Source organism: Cupriavidus sp. 22TCCZM01-5, assembly GCF_057798915.1.
In genome coordinates, this window is sequence record NZ_JBYOJR010000032.1 from 1 (window position 1) to 17,575 (window position 17,575).

16 protein-coding genes are annotated in these 17,575 nt (G+C 67.1%); 3 read left to right on the forward strand and 13 right to left on the reverse strand.

Translation table 11 applies throughout. The features are described 5' to 3' along the window. The 11 genes from pgk to AC3FNH_RS24840 form a co-directional block, all read right to left on the reverse strand. On the reverse strand, nucleotides 1-543 hold a 543-nt coding region (pgk, locus tag AC3FNH_RS24790), incomplete at its 3' end, for a phosphoglycerate kinase (protein WP_488721937.1). Then, nucleotides 540-1,565, reverse strand: a complete 1,026-nt coding sequence (gene gap, locus AC3FNH_RS24795; RefSeq protein ID WP_488721938.1) for a type I glyceraldehyde-3-phosphate dehydrogenase — start codon at nucleotides 1,563-1,565, stop codon at nucleotides 540-542. The genes gap and pgk, both read right to left, overlap by 4 nt. Before the next feature lie 51 nt (nucleotides 1,566-1,616). Beyond that, nucleotides 1,617-2,312: a phosphoglycolate phosphatase gene (gene gph / locus AC3FNH_RS24800; RefSeq protein WP_276102474.1), complete on the reverse strand. Its 696-nt coding sequence runs from the start codon at nucleotides 2,310-2,312 to the stop codon at nucleotides 1,617-1,619. After that, nucleotides 2,309-4,333 (reverse strand): transketolase, encoded by a 2,025-nt coding sequence (tkt, locus tag AC3FNH_RS24805; protein ID WP_488721939.1) that lies wholly within the window; start codon nucleotides 4,331-4,333, stop codon nucleotides 2,309-2,311. Before tkt ends, gph begins: the two co-directional genes overlap by 4 nt. 26 nt (nucleotides 4,334-4,359) lie before the next feature. Then, nucleotides 4,360-5,238, reverse strand: a complete 879-nt coding sequence (locus AC3FNH_RS24810; protein WP_488721940.1) for a phosphoribulokinase — start codon at nucleotides 5,236-5,238, stop codon at nucleotides 4,360-4,362. 11 nt (nucleotides 5,239-5,249) lie between these two features. Next, the gene (locus tag AC3FNH_RS24815) at nucleotides 5,250-6,350 is read right to left on the reverse strand and encodes a class 1 fructose-bisphosphatase (protein ID WP_488721941.1); all 1,101 of its coding nucleotides are present in this window, start codon (nucleotides 6,348-6,350) and stop codon (nucleotides 5,250-5,252) included. A 50-nt stretch (nucleotides 6,351-6,400) separates the two neighbouring features. Next, complete coding sequence (gene rpe, locus AC3FNH_RS24820; protein WP_488721942.1) at nucleotides 6,401-7,114, reverse strand: ribulose-phosphate 3-epimerase; 714 nt, start codon at nucleotides 7,112-7,114, stop codon at nucleotides 6,401-6,403. Between the two features lies 1 nt (nucleotide 7,115). Next, nucleotides 7,116-7,880: an HAD family hydrolase gene (locus AC3FNH_RS24825; RefSeq protein WP_488721943.1), complete on the reverse strand. Its 765-nt coding sequence runs from the start codon at nucleotides 7,878-7,880 to the stop codon at nucleotides 7,116-7,118. Between the two features lie 3 nt (nucleotides 7,881-7,883). Next, nucleotides 7,884-8,792 carry a CbbX protein gene (cbbX, locus tag AC3FNH_RS24830; protein WP_488721944.1) on the reverse strand — a complete coding sequence of 303 codons (909 nt, stop codon included), beginning with the start codon at nucleotides 8,790-8,792 and terminating at the stop codon, nucleotides 7,884-7,886. A 169-nt stretch (nucleotides 8,793-8,961) separates the two neighbouring features. Further along, nucleotides 8,962-9,381 (reverse strand): ribulose bisphosphate carboxylase small subunit, encoded by a 420-nt coding sequence (locus AC3FNH_RS24835; RefSeq protein ID WP_488721945.1) that lies wholly within the window; start codon nucleotides 9,379-9,381, stop codon nucleotides 8,962-8,964. A 64-nt stretch (nucleotides 9,382-9,445) separates the two neighbouring features. Beyond that, a complete protein-coding gene (locus tag AC3FNH_RS24840) occupies nucleotides 9,446-10,906 on the reverse strand; it encodes a form I ribulose bisphosphate carboxylase large subunit (protein ID WP_488721946.1) in 1,461 nt (486 codons plus the stop codon). Between the two features lie 170 nt (nucleotides 10,907-11,076). On the opposite strand from AC3FNH_RS24840, the gene AC3FNH_RS24845 reads away from it, so the two are divergent. Then, entirely contained in the window at nucleotides 11,077-12,027 is a 951-nt protein-coding gene (locus AC3FNH_RS24845) for a LysR substrate-binding domain-containing protein (protein WP_488721947.1), read from the forward strand. Nucleotides 12,028-12,059: 32 nt separating this feature from the next. Here the strand turns inward: AC3FNH_RS24845 and AC3FNH_RS24850 are convergent, their stop codons facing one another. Both AC3FNH_RS24850 and AC3FNH_RS24855 read right to left on the reverse strand, forming a co-directional pair. Next, nucleotides 12,060-14,090, reverse strand: coding sequence for a cache domain-containing protein (locus AC3FNH_RS24850; RefSeq protein WP_488721948.1), 2,031 nt, complete (start codon nucleotides 14,088-14,090; stop codon nucleotides 12,060-12,062). Between the two features lie 2 nt (nucleotides 14,091-14,092). Continuing rightward, the gene (locus tag AC3FNH_RS24855; RefSeq protein WP_488721949.1) at nucleotides 14,093-15,547 is read right to left on the reverse strand and encodes a sigma-54-dependent transcriptional regulator; all 1,455 of its coding nucleotides are present in this window, start codon (nucleotides 15,545-15,547) and stop codon (nucleotides 14,093-14,095) included. A 337-nt stretch (nucleotides 15,548-15,884) separates the two neighbouring features. On the opposite strand from AC3FNH_RS24855, the gene AC3FNH_RS24860 reads away from it, so the two are divergent. Both AC3FNH_RS24860 and AC3FNH_RS24865 read left to right on the forward strand, forming a co-directional pair. Then, complete coding sequence (locus AC3FNH_RS24860) at nucleotides 15,885-17,318, forward strand: L-lactate MFS transporter (protein ID WP_488721950.1); 1,434 nt, start codon at nucleotides 15,885-15,887, stop codon at nucleotides 17,316-17,318. 52 nt (nucleotides 17,319-17,370) lie between these two features. Beyond that, entirely contained in the window at nucleotides 17,371-17,496 is a 126-nt protein-coding gene (locus AC3FNH_RS24865; protein WP_276102487.1) for an MFS transporter small subunit, read from the forward strand. Nucleotides 17,497-17,575 lie beyond the last annotated feature (79 nt).

The following is a 17,575-nucleotide window of genomic DNA, read 5'->3' on the forward strand; positions in this document are numbered from 1 at the left end:
GGCGATCGGGGCGTACTTGGCGATGCCGTGCGTGGTGGCTTCGGCGCGGTGGGCGGTGCCGAAGGCATCGTTGACATAGACGTCGCACAGCCCGGCCATCTTTTGTGCCAGCTCGTCGCTGTTCTTCTTCTCGCCAAGGTTCATGCGGCAGTTTTCGAGCAGCACCACCTGCCCCGGCGGCACCTGGAAGCCGCCCCCCATCCACCCGGAAAGCAGCGGCACGTGGCGGCCCAGAAGTTCCGACAGGCGGCGGCCCACCGGCGCCAGGCTGTAGCGCGGGTCCGGCGCCCCTTCCTCGGGCCGGCCCAGATGCGAGGTCACCATGACCGCCGCGCCGGCCTGCAGGCAGGCCTCGATGGCCGGCACCGACGCGCGGATGCGGGTATCGTCGGTAATCCGCCCGCCAGCGTCCTGCGGGACATTGAGGTCGGCGCGGATGAAGACGCGCTTGCCAGCCACCCCGCCGGCATCCAGCAGTGCGGCCAGCGTCCGCGGCGTGGCGGCTTGCGGATCCTGGAACGCAGCATTGGAATCATGCATCATGACCACCTCGCTAGCGAGGCATGGGCCAGCGCCACCGCGGTGTCCAGCATGCGGTTGGAGAAGCCCCATTCGTTGTCGTACCAGGCGGACACCTTGACCAGGTTGCCCGACACCCTGGTCAGCGTGGCATCGAAGGTCGATGAGGCCGGGCTGTGGTTGAAGTCCACCGATACCAGCGGCTCGGTGTTGTAGTCCAGGATGCCCTTGAGTTCGCCATCCGCCGCGCGCCGCAGGATGCTGTTCACCTCCTCCACCGTGGTCGGCCGGGCCGCCACGAACGACAGGTCCACCAGCGACACATTGATGGTCGGCACGCGCACGGCAAAGCCGTCCAGCCGGCCCTCCAGCTCGGGCAGGACCAGGCCGACCGCGGCGGCCGCGCCGGTCCTGGTCGGGATCATCGACATGGTGGCCGAGCGCGCGCGGCGCAGGTCCTCATGGTAGACGTCGGTCAGCACCTGATCGTTCGTGTAGGCATGCACCGTGGTCATTAGCCCGTTGACCACGCCCAGCTCCGCATGCAGCGGCTTGACCAGCGGCGCCAGGCAGTTGGTGGTGCACGACGCATTGGAAATCACCGTGTCGCTGGCCTTCAGCACGCCGTGGTTGACGCCATAGACGATGGTGGCGTCCACGTCCTTGCCGCCGGGCGCGGAGATGATCACCTTCCTCGCACCGGCCCGCAGGTGGGCCGAGGCCTTCTCCTTGCTGGTGAACAGCCCGGTGCATTCCATCACGACGTCCACGCCCAGTTCGTCCCACGGAAGCTCGGCCGGACTGCGCCGGGCCAGCACACGGATGAGGTCGCCGTTGACGCGGAAGGCGTCCCCGTCCACCGCCACCTCGCCCGGGAAACGGCCGTGGACCGTGTCATACCGGGTCAGGTGCGCATTGGTGCCGGCGTTGCCGAGGTCGTTGATCGCGACGATCTCCAGGTCATGCCGCTTGCCGCCTTCATAGTGGGCACGCAGAACATTGCGGCCGATGCGCCCGTAGCCATTGATGGCAACCTTGATAGTCATGCTGTCTCCATTTGCCTTTATGTGTGTTTGTGCGGTCCGTCCGGGGCGGCCTCAGGCGGCCGGTGCAAGCCGCGCGGGCGCCAGCAGCGCGGGCAGCCCCTCGAGCGAATCCACCAGCGCGTCGGCCCCCAGCGCCGCCACTCCGTCCGGCCCGGCGTAGCCATAGCGCACCAGACAGACCGGCATGCCGGCCGCGCGCGCCGCGGCCACATCGACCGGAGAGTCGCCCACCAGCACGCCCTGCGCCGGGTCTGCCTCGAGCAGCCGGCAGGCATGGCGCAGCGGTTCGGGGTCCGGCTTCATCTGCGCGATCGAGTCCCCCGCCACCAGCACCTCCAGATAGCCGGCCAGGCCGGTCATGGCCAGCAGCGGCGCCGCCAGCGCGCGCGGCTTGTTGGTCACGCACGCCAGCCGGTAGCCCTGGCGCCTGAGCGCGGCCAGGCCGGCCTCCACGCCGGGAAACACCTGCCCGAGGCGGCCGTTGACTTCGGCATAGTGACGGTGGAACAGCATCTCGGCCGCAGTGGCGTCGATGCGCTGTGCCAACTGCGCGGTGTCGAGCACGCGCCGCACCAGGTTTGGCACGCCGCGGCCGATGAAGCCGGCCACGGTATCGAACGGCAGCGGCGCGCTGCCCAGCTCCGCCAGCATGCGGTTGGCGGCCGCGACGATGTCGGGCGCGGTATCGACCAGCGTGCCGTCGAGATCGATCAGCACTGCGGTGCAGGCCAGGGACGGGCGCGTCATGATTGCTCCTCCAGCAGCGCGCGCGCCGCGGCCACGACGTGCGCCGGGGTCAGGTCGAAGTGCTCGTACAGCGCCTCGGCAGGGGCCGATTCGCCGAAACTGTCGATGCCCAGCGCCACGCCCCGGTCGCCCACCACGCCACGCCAGAACCACGTCACGCCCGCCTCGACGCTGATGCGCGGGATATCCGGCGGCAATACTGTCTCCCGATAGATGGCGTCTTGTGCGTGGAACAGCTCCACGCAGGGCATGGAGACCACGCGTGCGCCGATGCCCGCGCCGGCCAGCTCCTGTGCCGCATGCACGGCGATCTCCACCTCCGAGCCAGTCGCCACCAGCACCACGTGCGGCGCATCGGCCTGCGGCACATCTCGCAGGACATAGCCGCCGCGAGCGATGCCCGCGCGCTGTCCGGCGTCGCGCTCGAACGGCGTCAGCGCCTGCCGCGACAGCAGCAGGCAGGTCGGCCCATCGTCCCGCCGCAGCGCGGCGAGCCATGCGTACGCGGTCTCCGCGCCGTCGCACGGGCGCCAGACCCGGTTGTTGGGAATCAGCCGCAGGCTGGCCGCGTGCTCGACCGGCTGGTGCGTGGGACCATCTTCGCCAAGGCCGATGGAGTCGTGGGTCAGCACGTGCACCACGCGCAGGCGCATCAGCGCGGCCATGCGGATGGCATTGCGCGAATAGTCCGAGAAGGTCATGAAGGTGCCGCCATAGGGAATCAGCCCGCCGTGCAGCGCGATGCCATTCATCACCGCGGCCATGCCGAATTCGCGCACGCCGTAGCTCACGTAGTTCCCGTGTCCGGCATGGTTGACCCAGACCGACGCCTCGACGCTGGTCAGGTTGGATCCGGTCAGGTCGGCCGAGCCGCCCAGCAGTTCCGGCACGGCGGGCGTCAGCGTCTCGAGGCACAGTTGCGAGGCCTTGCGCGTGGCGATCTTGCCCAGCAACGACGATGGCGCTTCCAGCAGCGCCAGCAGTGCCGCGTCGAAACCTTCCGGCAGGCGGCCATCGATGCGGCGCAGGAAGGCCTCGGCGAGCTCCGGGTGCGCGGCGCGGTAGGCCGCGAAGCATGTTTCCCATTCGGCCTCGCGCGCGGCGCCCTGCGCGCGTGCATCCCACGCGTCCGCCACGTCCGCCGGCACTGTGAAGGGCTCGGCCTCCCAGCCCAGCGCCGTGCGCATCGCGGCGATCTCCGGCACGCCCAGCGGAGCGCCATGCACATCGTGGCCACCCGCCTTGGCAGGGGCGCCGTTGCCGATCACGGAGCGGCAGCAGACCAGCGTGGGGCGCCCGCGCTCAGCCCTGGCCGCGCGGATGGCCGCATCCACGGCGTGCGCGTCGTGCCCGTCGACATCCGCAATCACGTGCCAGCCGTAGGCCGCGAAGCGTTGCACGGTATCGTCGGTGAACCAGCCGGCCACCTCGCCATCGATGGAGATGCCGTTGTCGTCGTACAAGCAGATCAGCTTGCCCAGCCCGAGCGTACCGGCCAGCGAGCACGCCTCGTGGCTGATTCCTTCCATCAGGCAGCCATCGCCCAGGAAAGCGTACGTGTGGTGGTCGACGATATCGAAGCCGGGACGGTTGTAGGTCGCGGCGAGCAGTTTCTCCGCCAGCGCCATGCCCACCGCATTGGCCAGCCCCTGCCCCAGCGGCCCCGTGGTGGTTTCCACGCCTGGCGTCACGCCCACTTCCGGATGGCCGGGCGTGGCCGCGTGCAGCTGGCGGAAGCGGCGCAGCTCCGCCATCGGCAGGTCGTAGCCGGTCAGGTGCAGCAGCGCGTACAGCAGCATGGAGGCGTGGCCGTTGGACAGCACGAAGCGGTCGCGGTCGGGCCAGGCCGGGTTGACGGGGTTGTGGCGCAGGTGGCGCCGCCACAGGACCTCCGCCATCTCGGCCATGCCCATGGGCGCGCCGGGGTGGCCGGACCTGGCCTGCTCCACCGCGTCCGCGGCCAGGAAGCGCAGCGCGTTGGCACAGCGCGCCGCGGAGTCGATGCGTTCGGGTGCGTTCATCTGGAGTGTCCTTGCATCACGTCGGTTCACAGCGCGGCGCGCTTGCGGCGCTCCATCATGCGCAGCACGAAGGGCGTGAAGATCAGCTGCATGGCCAGTTCCATCTTGCCGCCCGGCACCACGATGGTGTTGGCGCGCGACATGAACGAGTCGTGGATCATGCTCAGCAGGTACTGGAAATCGATACCCTTGGGATTGGCAAAGCGGATCACCACCATGCTTTCATCGGGCGCGGGGATTTCGCGTGCAATGAACGGGTTGGAGGTGTCCACGCACGGCACGCGCTGGAAGTTCACATGCGTGCGCGAGAACTGCGGGCAGATGTAGTTCACGTAGTCCGGCATGCGGCGCAGGATGGTGTCGGTCACCGCTTCCGTCGAATAGCCGCGCTGCTTCTTGTCGCGCCACAGCTTCTGGATCCATTCCAGGTTGATGACCGGCACCACGCCGATCAGCAGGTTGGGATAGCGGGCCACATCGACCTCGCCGGTGACCACGCCGCCGTGCAGGCCTTCATAGAACAGCAGGTCGGTGTCTTCGGGCAGTGGCTCCCACTCGGTGAAGGTGCCGGGCTGCTGCCCGAACGGCGCGGCCTCTTCCGCGCTGTGCAGGTAGTGGCGGTGCATGCCGGTGCCGGACTCGGCGTACGAGCGAAACAGGTTCTCCAGCTCGCCGAACAGGTTGTTCTCGGGTCCGAAATGGCTGAAGTTCATGTTGCCGGTGCGCTCGGCCTCGGCCATCTTGACCTTCATCTCGGCGCGGTCATAGCGGTGGAAACTGTCGCCTTCGATCACCACGGATTTCACGCCTTCGCGGCGGAAGATGTTCTCGAAGGTACGGGTGACGGAGGTCGTGCCGGCGCCCGAGGAGCCGGTAATGGCGATGATGGGATAACGTTCTGACATGGCCGTGCACCTCAGGCGGACGCGCGAAACAGGCTGCGCTCGTTGAACAGGGGATTGGGAAGATCGGGGTCCGACTGGTCGGTGTGGTAGCCCTCGATGCGCTCGACCTCGTTGCGCGAGCCAAACACCACGCCGATGCGCTGGTGCAGCGCCCGCGGCGCCACCGTCATCAGCGGCTCGCGGCCGGTGCTGGCGCGCCCGCCGGCTTGCTCCATCAGGAATGCGATCGGGTTGGCCTCGTAGAGCAGGCGCAGACGCCCCGGCTTTGCAGGATCCCTGGTATCGCGCGGGTACATGAAGACGCCGCCACGCATCAGGATGCGGTGCGCCTCGGCCACCATCGAGGCGATCCAGCGCATATTGAAATCCTTGCCGCGCGGGCCGCTCTGCCCTGCCATGCATTCGGAGATATAGCGCCGCACCGGCGCTTCCCAGAAGCGGCTGTTGGAAGCGTTGATGGCGAATTCGTGGGTATCGGCCGGTACCTGAAGGTTCGGATGCGTGAGGAAAAATTCTCCAAGGTTCGGATCCAGCGTGAAGCCACTGACGCCGTTGCCCACGGTCAGCACCAGCATGGTGGTGGGGCCGTAGAGCGCGTAGCCGGCCGCAACCTGGGCCGTGCCGGGCTGCAGGAAATCCTGCTCGCTCACGGCGTCGGTACCCTCCGGCGCACGCAGCACCGAGAAGATGCTGCCCACCGAGACGTTGACGTCGATGTTCGACGAGCCGTCGAGCGGGTCGAACACCAGCAGGTACTTGCCGCGCGGGTAGCGCTCGGGAATCTGGTATGGCTCGGCCATTTCTTCCGACGCCATGCCGGCCAGGTGGCCGCCCCACTCGTTGACGCGCACGAAGGCCGCGTTGCTGAGCACATCCAGCTTCTGCTGGATTTCGCCCTGCACGTTGATGGCAACACCGGCGCCGGCACCGGCGTCGCCTTCGGCGTGGCCGTGCAGGCCGCCCAGCGCGCCGAAGGCGACCGCGCGCGCGATCTCCTTGCAGGCCATGGCGACATTGAGAATCAGGCCGTTGAAGCCGCCGCTGGCGTTGGGGTAGCGGCGGCGCTCCTCGATCAGGAACTGCGTCAGGGTCATCCTCTGGACTTCTGGCATGACAGGTCTCCTCTTGCTTTGCTGTGTGTTCTGGTCCGGGCGGGGCCGCGTCAGAGCATGGCCGCCTCGCGCAGGCGCCGCAGGATGCCGCGGTAGCCGCCGTCGGCATCGGGCGCCCCGAACACGGCACTGCCCGCGACGAAGGTGTCCGCGCCGGCGGCCGCGACGTCGCCGATGTTGTCGGCCTTGACGCCGCCGTCGATCTCCAGCCAGACCGGGCGTCCGCCCGCCTCCACCTGGCGGTCGATGCGCTTGCGTGCCTCGCGCAGCTTGTCCAGCACGCCGGGGATGAACGCCTGGCCGCCAAAGCCGGGGTTGACGCTCATCAGCAGCACCCGGTCGAGCTGCGCCAGCGTGTGGTCCAGCCATGCCAGCGGCGTCGCCGGATTCAGCACCAGGCCGGCCTTGCAGCCGTGGTCGCGGATCAGGCCGATGGTGCGGTCCACGTGGCGGCTCGCCTCGGGATGGAAACTGATGATGCCGGCGCCGGCTTTCGCAAACAGCGGGATCAGCGCATCCACGGGCTCCACCATCAGGTGCACATCGATGGGGATCGAGACATGCGGGCGGATCGCCTCGCACACCAGCGGGCCGATGGTGAGGTTGGGCACGTAGTGGTTGTCCATCACGTCGAAGTGCACGAGATCGGCGCCGGCCGACTCGATGGCGCGGACCTCTTCGCCCAGCCGCGCGAAGTCCGCCGACAGGATCGATGGCGCGAGCCGGATCGCGCGTTCGCTGGTGTGACCGTTAGTAATGGACATGTCAGTGCGCCTCGAACAGGTCGCCCCGATGCCAACGGCGCAGCGCGGCCAGGTCGGCCCAGCGGTGGTCGGCGCCGGGCAGGTGTCGCGGCATCGGTTCGTCGGGGTCGCCCAGGTGCGGCAGCACCATCAGGGCACCGTCAAACCGGTCCTGCGCGCTGTAGGCGGTGGGCGTGACCACGGTGGGAATGCCGGCCGCCTGCGCCGCGCGCAACCCGTTCTCCGAGTCCTCAATGGCCAGGCATGCGCCCGGCTCCAGGTCGAGCCGCTGCAGCACCGCCAGATAGACATCGGGCGCCGGCTTCTTGACCGCGGTGGTACCCGCGTCGCAGATGGCGGCAAAGCGCCCGCGCCAGCCGGCACCGAGCGGCGCCTCCAGCAGTGCGTCGAGATTGGCCGGCGTGGTGGTAGTGGCGATGGCGAGCGGCAGGCCGGACCGCGCGGCTTCATCGAGCAGCCGCGCGATGCCCGGGCGCAGCGGCAGCCCGCCCGCGCCCACGCGCGCGGCGTAGTGGCGCGTCTTGATTGCGTGCACGGCGTCGATGGTTGCCTTCACCTGGCTGCCGCAGCCTTCTTCCGGGTCGACCATGCGCCAGTAGTGCAGCAAGCGTTCCTTGCCGCCGGCCACCTTGAGCAGGCGCGTGTAGAGCGCCTCGTCCCAGTGCCAGTCCAGGCCGGTCTCGGCGAAGGCGGCGTTGAAGGCCTCGCGGTGCGCGGTCTCGGTATCGGCAAGCGTGCCGTCGACATCGAAGATCAGGGCTTGCATGGCTTACTCCGCGGCGGACGCCGCAAACACACGGCTGGCGAGCAGGTCGCTGGCGGTGATGGTGGTCAGGGCCTCGTCGTCGACGATCATGGCCGGGTCATCGAGCAGCCGCGAGGCATGGCGCAGCCGCGCGCGGTCAAGCGCGTTGCGCACGCTGCGGGCATTGGCGAAATGCGGCTGCGCCATGCGCCGCGCCAGATAGTCCGTAAACATGGCGCGGCTCTCGTCGTCGAAGTGGTACTGCATCTCGGCCAGCATCAGGTCGGCGATCCGGCGCAGTTCCTCGAGCCGGTAGTCGGGAAAACTGATGTGGTGGGCCACGCGCGAGGACATGCCCGGATTCGATTCGAAGAATCGGTCCATGCGATCCTTGTAGCCGGCCAGGATCACCACCAGGTCGTCCCGGTTGTTCTCCATCACTTGCAGCAGGATCTCGATGGCCTCCTGGCCGTAGTCGCGCTCGTTCTCGGGGCGGTACAGATAGTAGGCCTCGTCGATGAAGAGCACGCCGCCCATGGCCTTCTTCAGGATTTCCTTGGTCTTGGGCGCGGTGTGCCCGATGTACTGGCCCACCAGGTCATCGCGCGTCACCGCCACCAGATGGCCGCGGCGCACGTAGCCGAGCTGGTGCAGGATCTGCGCCATGCGCATGGCCACCGTGGTCTTGCCGGTGCCGGGATTGCCGGTGAAGCACATGTGCAGGCTGGGCGCGCCCGCGCTGAAGCCGCGCGCAGCGCGAAGCTTGTCCACCAGCAGCAGCGCGGCAATGTCGCGGATACGCGCCTTTACCGGCGCCAGCCCGATCAGCTCGCGATCCAGCTGGACCAGCAGCTCGGTGATGCCCGAGCTGGCCAGCGATGCGGCCAGGCTACCCTCGGGCTGGAGCAGTGCGGTCGGTTCGGGTGCGGACATGGAAGCCTCCGGGAAGGTCGAATCGGTCGAATCGGTCGAATCGGTCGAATCGGTCGATGCAGGGCGCAGCGTCCCCGTCGCGCGGCCGTGGCAGCGCGAACGTGGTTCCTGCGGGGTTGGGGTTGGGCTGGCCGCCGGCGACAGCGCCGGGCAGCGCGGGCAATGCGGCTTAGTAGCGACTGCCCTCGGGCCGCGCCTGCACGGCGTAGCTCTCGATCGAGTAGCGCAGCGTGCGGCCCGCCTCTTCCTGCCGGACCAGCCGGAAGCCAGGTTCGTCCGCGGGACGGTTGACGATGAACGACATCACCACCGACTCCACCGTATGGGTCGAATCGAAGGCCGTGACGCGGATGTAGTGGTTCGGGAAGGTGTTACGCGCGTTGTTGATTTCCATCAGGATGCCGGCCGCGTCGCGCAGATCGAACATCGGCAGCCCGAACATCTCCCAGTACGTATTGCGCGGATGCGGGTCGTCGGTATATTCGATGCCCACCGCCCAGCCCTTGCTCAGGCAGTATTCGAGCTGGCTGGTGATCTGCTCGTCGGTGAGGTCGGGCAGGAAGGAAAAAGTGCCTTGAGTGATGCGCATGGTGTCCTCTCGTTCTGTGGGTTCGCTGCGATGCCGCCCCATGGTGCCGGTGCCGGCGGCTGCCTCAGGCCACCGATGCGGTGGGCACGAAGTCCGAGGTATCGGTCGGCGTGTAGTTGAAGGTGATGTCGCCCCAGGTGTCGAGCGCCGCCCGCAGCGGCCCGCACCAGCGCGCGGCGTCGCGCAGGATCTCCGGGCCTTCGTTGAGGATGTCGCGCCCCTCGTTGCGGGCCAGTACCATCGCCTCCAGCGCGACGCGGTTGGCGGTGGCGCCAGCCTGGATGCCCTGCGGATGGCCAATGGTGCCGCCGCCGAACTGCAGCACCACGTCGTCGCCGAAGAGGCTGATCAGCTGGTGCATCTGGCCGGCGTGGATGCCGCCCGAGGCCACGGGCATCACCTTGCGCAGCGAGGCCCAGTCCTGGTCGAAGAACAGGCCGCGCGTCAGGTCGGTGTGGGTGTAGGCGTCGCGGCAGACGTTGTAGTAGCCCTGCACCGTCAGCGGATCGCCTTCCAGCTTGCCCACCGCGGTGCCGGTGTGCATGTGGTCCACGCCGGCCAGCCGCAGCCACTTGGCGATCACGCGGAACGACACGCCATGGTTCTTCTGCCGCGTATAGGTACCGTGGCCCGCGCGGTGCAGGTGCAGGATCATGTCGTTCTGGCGGCACCAGTTGCTCATCGACTGGATACAGGTCCAGCCGACGATCAGGTCGATCATGATGATGACCGAGCCCAGCGACTTGGCGAACTCGGCGCGCCGGTACATCTCCTCCATGGTGCCGGCGGTCACGTTGAGGTAGCTGCCCTTGACCTCGCCGGTGGCGGCCGATGCCTTGTTGACCGCGTCCATGACGAACAGGAAACGGTCGCGCCAGTGCATGAAGGGCTGCGAGTTGATGTTCTCGTCGTCCTTCATGAAGTCCAGCCCGCCCTTGAGGCCCTCGTACACCACGCGGCCGTAGTTGCGTCCCGACAGGCCCAGCTTGGGCTTGGTGGTGGCGCCCAGCAGCGGGCGGCCGAACTTGTCCAGCCGTTCACGCTCGACGATGATCCCGGTCGACGGACCGGCGAAGGTCTTCACGTAGGCTACCGGGAAACGCATGTCTTCCAGCCGCGCCGCCTTGATCGGCTTGAAGCTGAAGACGTTGCCGATGATCGACGCCGTCAGGTTGGCAATGGAGCCTTCCTCGAACAGCGACAGGTCGTAGGCCACGTAGCAGAAGAACTGCTCCGGGTTGTTGGGTACCGGCTCGACCCGGTATGCCTTGGCGCGATACATGTCGCAGGCAGTGAGACGGTCGGTCCAGACCACGGTCCAGGTCGCGGTCGACGACTCGCCGGCGACCGCGGCCGCGGCTTCGACGGGATCGACGCCTTCCTGCGGGGTGATGCGGAACAGTGCCAGCACATCGGTGTCCTTGGGCTGGTAGCCGGCATCCCAATACCCCATTTCCCGGTACTTCATGACGCCGGCATCGTAGCGCTTGCGCGGCTTGGCTTGGATCGTCTCGGGTGCGTTCATGCTTGTCTCCCTTCCGTGGATTCGCTGGTTCAACGACGTGACTGCGTTGAAGAAAAGATATCCGCGCCCCCGCATAAGGTAAATTCAGATATTCTTACCCCCGGCATAAGCAATTGCTTAAGTATGAGCCGGGCCTCACAGTAAGTGACGTTCCGTCCCTTCTTCGCCCCATGTCCTTCCTGCGCGCGCTTACCCTTCGTCAGCTGCAGATTTTCGTGACCGTGGCCCGGCATGCCAGCTTCGTGCGCGCGGCGGAAGAACTGCACCTGACCCAGCCGGCGGTATCGATGCAGGTCAAGCAGCTGGAGTCGGTGGTTGGACTGGCGTTGTTCGAGCGGGTCGGCCGTCAACTCACGCTGACCGAGGCCGGCGACCGGTTGCTGCACCATGCTTCGCGCATCCTCGGCGAGGTCAAGGATGCCGAGGAAGGCCTGCAGGCCGTCAAGGACGTCGAACAGGGTTCCATCACCATCGGGCTGATCAGCACCGCCAAGTATTTCGCGCCCAAGCTGCTCGCGGGCTTCAACACGCTGCACCCGGGCGTGGAGTTGCGCATCGCCGAGGGCAACCGGGAAACCCTGTTGCGGCTGCTGCAGGACAATGCCATCGATCTCGCGCTGATGGGCCGCCCGCCGCGCGAACTCGATGCCGTGTCGGAGCCCATCGCCGCGCATCCGCACGTCCTGGTGGCCTCGCCCCACCACCCGTTGCGGGATGCGAGGGCATTCGACCTTCAGGAGCTGCGTCGCGAGACCTTCCTGCTGCGCGAGCCGGGCTCGGGCACGCGTACCGTGGCCGAGTACATGTTTCGCGACCATCTTTTCGCGCCGGAAAAGATTGTCACGCTCGGCAGCAACGAGACCATCAAGCAGGCGGTGATGGCCGGAATGGGCATCAGCCTGCTGTCCCTCCACACGCTGTCGCTGGAACTGCGCACGCACGAGATTGCGCTGCTGGACGTCGCCGGCACGCCGATCGAGCGCACCTGGCATGTCGCGCATATGACCAGCAAGCGATTGTCGCCGGCCAGCGAACGCTGCCGTGCCTACCTGCTCGAACACACGGCGGAATTCCTCGGCAAGGAATATGCCGGGCTGCTGCCCGGGCGGCGCGTTGCATAACGGCCGAAAGGCATTGGTGAGACGCTCCCCGGTCAGGGTTGCGCAGAGGTACCGTCTCCCGTTGCCGGTACCCCATCCTCGCGCAGCCACACCGTGAACTCCGTCCCCTGGCCCGGTGCGCTTTCGACCGTGATCCGGCCGCCGTATTGCTCCACCAGTGCATAGCTGATGGACAAGCCCAGGCCGGTTCCCTTCTGCTTCTTGGTGGTGAAGAACGGATTGAAAATGCTGGGCAGATCGTCCGCGCGAATACCGTAGCCACTATCGCGCACATGCAGCGTCACGCCGTGCGGCGCCCAGTCGCGCGTGGCGAGTGTCAACGTCCCCCCGTCCGGCATGGCGTGGATAGCGTTGGTCAGCAGGTTGACCACCACCTGCTGCAGCTCGCTGCGGCTGATGCGCACCAGCCGCGTCGCACGCAAGTCCAGCTCGATGCGGATCGCCGTTCCTTTCATGGTGTGCCGCACCAGATCCAGGCAGCGCGTGGCCACTTCGCCGGCGTCCAGGCTTTCGGTACTGCCGGCGAACGCCTCGGGCCGCACGAACTGCAGCAGCTGATTGACCAGCAGGTGGATGCGGCGCACCTGTTCGTCGATCAAGCGCAGTTCATGCTGCACTGGCTCCGCCGCGGTGCCGAGGATGTCGCGGGCTACGTCGAGGTTGCCCTGGATTACCGCGATCGGGTTGTTGATTTCATGGGCTACGCCGGCAGTCAGCTGCCCTGCCACCGCCAGCTTTTCAGACGTAATCAATTGCTGCCGGGTCGCGCGCAGGACGGCATTGGCATGCTCCAGCTCGTGGGTACGCTCGGCGACCTTGCGGTCCAGCGCGTCAGCCCATTCCTTCAACTGGTCATTGCGCTCCTGCAGGTCCGACAGCAGCTGGTCAAACTGGCCTGCGAGCTGGCCGAGCTCGTCGTGGCTGCGAACCGGTCCTACGCGCGCCTGCGCATCGCCGGCCTTGAGCGCGTGCATCGTGCCGACCATGCGCGCCATCGGCTCGAACACGCGCCTGGCCCACAGCAGCGACAGCAGCGCTCCCGCCAGGGCCAGCAGCACGAACAGGCCGACCAGCAGCGCCAGGGCCACTTCCTTGACCTGGGCGATTGGTCTGGCCAGATAGCCCACGTAAAGCATGCCGATGCGTTCCCCCCTGCTGTCGGCGATGGGCTCATACGCGCTCATGTACCAGTCATTGACCACGAAGGCCAGGTCCAGCCATTTCTCGCCGCGCAGCAGGACCTTGTCGCGCACTTCACGCGAGACCCGCGTCCCCAGTGCGCGCTCGCCATGGAACAGGCGCACATTGGTGGCAATGCGGGTATCGTCCAGGAATAGCGTCGCCGTGCCCTGGCTGCCCCTGGGCAAGGATTCGGGCTGGTAGACCAGCGCATTGATGGCATCGATAAAGGCGAGGTTGTGGTTCAGCAGCGTGCCGCCGTGCAGGATGGCCACCAGTTTCCCGCTCGCGTCGAACACCGGGGCCGCCGCATGCACGACCATGCCGCGGCTTTCGAGGGACCGCTCGGTCGGCACCGCATTCGGGGTCGACCGCAGGGCCACCTGTGCGCGCTGGCCCAGTTCGCCCGAAACACTGGCGAGCTGCGCGGCGGACCACGCATCGGTGGCGGCATCGGCGCGCCCTGCGGCCGCGCTGGCAACGACACGCCAGCCGGCGTTGCCGCTTGCGGCCCCATCCTCGGCCGGGGCCAGCGGCCGCCCTTGCGGGTCGAGCAGCTGCAGGAAGTCCAGCCCATGCCTGCGCCGCGCCTCCTGCAACAGCGGCGCCGTGGCGCTGCCCGCCGACAGCCGGTCCACCAGCGCGTACGAACGCGCTTCCTGCACAACCCGGTCGCCCACGCCCTCGACCATATGCGCAAAGTACTCGTGAGCGACGAGCAGGTCGCTGTTGACCTTGTATGCCAGCAGCGCCTGGAATACCCGGTCGCCCCACACGGCCATCATCAGCAGCAAGGCCGCCAGCGCGACCACCAGCGGTGCGACCACGATCGATACCAGTTTGGCGCGCAGCGAGCCGCGGTACCGGTGCAGGAGTGCCGCCATGCTCAAGCGCGCAGGCCCCACTGCAGGCACTTCCGGTCCAGCGTGCGTCGCGAAATGCCAAGCCGGCGCGCCGCCTCGGCGCGGTTGCCACGCTCGGCTTCCAGGACCTTCACGATATGGCGCCGCTCGACTGTCTCCAGCAGACTCGGGTCATCCGCCATGGCGGATGAGTCCGGCCCGGTTGCCGCCAGGTCTTCGGGCCCGGTTCGCGCGCCGTGACCGGCACCCTGCATTCCATCCGCCTCTTCCGCTGCGGCGCCCCCGCCTCCGGCCACCAGCGACTCGATCGGGTATTCGCCGAGAATCAGTGCGCGCTCGACGAGGTTACGCAGTTCCCGGGCATTGCCCGGCCAGTCATAGCGCTTGAGCAGGCGGGCCAGCGAAGGAGGCAGTGCCACCGGCGGCAAGCCGAGCTGCGCCGACAATTGCTCGGAAAAATGCTCGGCCAGCGGCACGATATCCTCCGGACGCTGCCGCAGCGGGGGAATAGCGATCGATACCACGTCGAGGCGGTAGTAGAGGTCCTGGCGGAAGCGCCCGGCTGCGACCTCGTTGGCAAGGTCGCGGTTGCCGGCCGCGACGATGCGTACATCCACGCCGATCTCGCGCTCGGTACCCAGCGGGCGGATGCGCCGGTCCTCGATCACCCGTAGCAGCTTGGCCTGCATCGGCAGCGGCAGTTCCGCGATCTCGTCGAGGAACAGCGTACCGCCGTCCGCGTAGAGGAACAGACCGTGGCGAGCGCCAGCGGCCCCCGTGAACGCGCCCTTCGCGTGGCCAAACAATTCGCTCTCTATGATGTCGGGGGCCATCGCTCCGCAGTTCAGCGGTACGAACTGTCCCTGCCTCCCGCTGAGCCGGTGCAACTCGCGCGCGACAACTTCCTTGCCCGTGCCGGACTCGCCCGTCACCAGCACGGTCGATGGCATCGGGGCTACGCGGGCCACCAGCGCCATCACCTTTTTCATGGCGTCCGACTCGCCGATGAAATCCTTGTGAATGGTGTACTTGTCCAGTTCACGGCGCAGGAGATAGTTCTCGCGAGCCAGGCGGGCACGGTCGAAGCAACGCCCGATGGCGTTGAGCATCTGGTCGACGCGGAAAGGCTTGACCACGAGATCCGAGGCTCCCGAACGCAACGCCGCGATCGCAGTCTCGACGTCGGCAAAGGCCGTCATCAGGATGACATCGGTGGGGTTGCCGGCGCTGCGCAGCGCCTGCAGCCACTCCAGGCCACTGGAGCCCGGCAGCGCGACATCGAGCAGGATCAGGTCGACATGCTGCTTCTCGAGCAGCGCGGCGCCAGCCTCGGCGCTGTCTGCAGCCAGGACGCCGGCCACCTTGCCTTCCAGTGCGCGCGACAGGAACGAGCGCATGCCGGCCTCGTCGTCCACCACCAGGATCGTGCGGCGCTGCCAGTTGTCGGGATCGGCCGACGCGCTTTGTCTTTCGCTCATCACTCAAGTTCTGTTGCACCCGGCAGTCCGGCGCAAGGACGCCGTCCGCGCCGCAGGCGGATGGAGAGTCTAGCCACATTCGCGCAATGGGCAGTATTAGGAATAATCCGAGCCCGCCGCGTCGTGCGGAACCGCTGGTGGACAGATTGTCGCGTGCGCGGCCCGCACCCGGACATTTTGTCCATCTCCGTCCCATGCGCCACCGCGAAGCACATGCTGCAAGTGCTTGATGGCAAAGGAAATCAATCCTCGGCATGGCTTTTGCTGAAGGGCGCACTCCAGCCCCGTCGCACCAGACGACAGTCAGAGGCTGCCACTTTAGCCAGGAGACAAAGACATGCCCTCTTCCGCCCAGGCGCAAACGCCTTCGCAAACCCACGCCCCGGCGTCCGCATACCTGCCGCATGCCCCCCGTCCTTCAGCCTTCTCCAAGGAGGCGATCATTGCCAGGCCGGGCTTCAACCGGTGGATGGTGCCGCCTGCCGCGCTGGCAGTGCACCTTTGCATCGGCCAGGCCTATGCGTTCTCGGTATTCAATGAACCGCTCACCCGGATTCTCGGGGTGACGCGTTCCGTGCCCGGCGACTGGCAACTCACCACGCTCGGCTGGGTATTCTCCCTGGCGATCTTTTTCCTCGGCATCTCGGCCGCCTTCGCCGGCAAGTGGCTGGAGAAGGTCGGGCCCCGGCGCACCATGTTCACTGCCGCTTGCTGTTTCGGCGGCGGCTTCCTGGTATCTGCGCTTGGCATCTGGCTGCACCAGATCTGGCTCGTCTACCTGGGCTACGGCGTGCTGGGCGGCATTGGCCTGGGCCTGGGTTATGTCTCGCCGGTGTCGACGCTGATCCGCTGGTTTCCGGACCGGCGCGGCATGGCCACGGGTATGGCGATCATGGGCTTCGGCGGCGGCGCCATGATTGGCGCGCCGCTTTCGGTCGCGCTGATGAACCACTTCAAGAGCGCAACCAGCACGGGCGTAGCGGAAACGCTCCTGGTGATGGGGACGATCTACTTTCTCTCGATGTCTATCGGCGCTCTGGCCATCCGGATCCCCGCGCCGGGCTGGGCACCCGAAGGCTATGTGCCGACGAGCAAGCCAGGCAAGATGGTCACGCACGCCCATGTGCACATCGACCAGGCACTGAAGACGCCGCAGTTCTACCTGCTCTGGCTGATCCTGTTCCTGAACATCACCGCCGGCATCGGCGTGCTGAGCCAGGCCGCGGTGATGATCCAGGAAACTTTCAAGGGCGCCATCACCGCCGCCGCGGCAGCCGGCTTCGTCGGCCTGCTCAGCATCGGCAACATGACCGGCCGCTTCCTGTGGAGTTCGGCCAGCGACTACCTGGGCCGCAAGGCGACCTACGCGGTCTTCTTCGCCTTGGGCGCCGCGCTCTACCTGGCCGTGCCGGCCATCGGCGCCGCCGGCAACGTCGCCATGTTCGTCACTTGCTACTTCCTGATCCTGACCATGTACGGCGGCGGCTTCAGCACCATTCCGGCCTACCTGGCAGACATGTTCGGCACCGCTTATGTCGGCGGGATCCATGGCCGGCTGCTCACGGCCTGGGCAGCTGCCGGCATCGCCGGCCCGGCACTGGTGAACTACATCCGGGAATACAAGCTGGCGCTCGGGGTGCCAAGGTCCGAGGTCTACGTGGATACCTTGCACATCATGGCGGCGCTGCTGATGGTCGGGTTTATCTGCAACCTGCTGGTGCGCCCGGTTCATGCGCGGCACCATCTGCGCGAAGTATCGAGCGTCGCGTGAGCGCGCCACGGCTTGACCGCAATCCTTGCACCCACAACACACGAGCCCTGACATGCAAGACAACAACCGCACATTCGCCGAGACCACGCTCTTGATCGCATTCTGGGCCTACGCGCTCATTCCGCTGGGCGCGGGTATCTGGTCCACCCTCGGCAAAGCCATGACGCTGTTCAGCTGAGCAATACTTGCTGCAAACCGGCTGGCCGCCGCTCTCGGTGGCCAGTACCTGTTTCACGCGCCACCCCATGCGCGTGGCT

What these genes read in the sequence shown, in the direction of transcription:
- gap (WP_488721938.1), bottom strand. Translation starts at nt 1,565, where the DNA reads ATGACTATCAAGGTTGCCATCAATGGCTACGGGCGCATCGGCCGCAAT.
- gph (WP_276102474.1), bottom strand. Translation starts at nt 2,312, where the DNA reads ATGACGCGCCCGTCCCTGGCCTGCACCGCAGTGCTGATCGATCTCGAC.
- tkt (WP_488721939.1), bottom strand. Translation starts at nt 4,333, where the DNA reads ATGAACGCACCCGAACGCATCGACTCCGCGGCGCGCTGTGCCAACGCG.
- AC3FNH_RS24810 (WP_488721940.1), bottom strand. Translation starts at nt 5,238, where the DNA reads ATGTCAGAACGTTATCCCATCATCGCCATTACCGGCTCCTCGGGCGCC.
- AC3FNH_RS24815 (WP_488721941.1), bottom strand. Translation starts at nt 6,350, where the DNA reads ATGCCAGAAGTCCAGAGGATGACCCTGACGCAGTTCCTGATCGAGGAG.
- rpe (WP_488721942.1), bottom strand. Translation starts at nt 7,114, where the DNA reads ATGTCCATTACTAACGGTCACACCAGCGAACGCGCGATCCGGCTCGCG.
- AC3FNH_RS24825 (WP_488721943.1), bottom strand. Translation starts at nt 7,880, where the DNA reads ATGCAAGCCCTGATCTTCGATGTCGACGGCACGCTTGCCGATACCGAG.
- cbbX (WP_488721944.1), bottom strand. Translation starts at nt 8,792, where the DNA reads ATGTCCGCACCCGAACCGACCGCACTGCTCCAGCCCGAGGGTAGCCTG.
- AC3FNH_RS24835 (WP_488721945.1), bottom strand. Translation starts at nt 9,381, where the DNA reads ATGCGCATCACTCAAGGCACTTTTTCCTTCCTGCCCGACCTCACCGAC.
- AC3FNH_RS24840 (WP_488721946.1), bottom strand. Translation starts at nt 10,906, where the DNA reads ATGAACGCACCCGAGACGATCCAAGCCAAGCCGCGCAAGCGCTACGAT.
- AC3FNH_RS24845 (WP_488721947.1), top strand. Translation starts at nt 11,077, where the DNA reads ATGTCCTTCCTGCGCGCGCTTACCCTTCGTCAGCTGCAGATTTTCGTG.
- AC3FNH_RS24850 (WP_488721948.1), bottom strand. Translation starts at nt 14,090, where the DNA reads ATGGCGGCACTCCTGCACCGGTACCGCGGCTCGCTGCGCGCCAAACTG.
- AC3FNH_RS24855 (WP_488721949.1), bottom strand. Translation starts at nt 15,547, where the DNA reads ATGAGCGAAAGACAAAGCGCGTCGGCCGATCCCGACAACTGGCAGCGC.
- AC3FNH_RS24860 (WP_488721950.1), top strand. Translation starts at nt 15,885, where the DNA reads ATGCCCTCTTCCGCCCAGGCGCAAACGCCTTCGCAAACCCACGCCCCG.
- AC3FNH_RS24865 (WP_276102487.1), top strand. Translation starts at nt 17,371, where the DNA reads ATGCAAGACAACAACCGCACATTCGCCGAGACCACGCTCTTGATCGCA.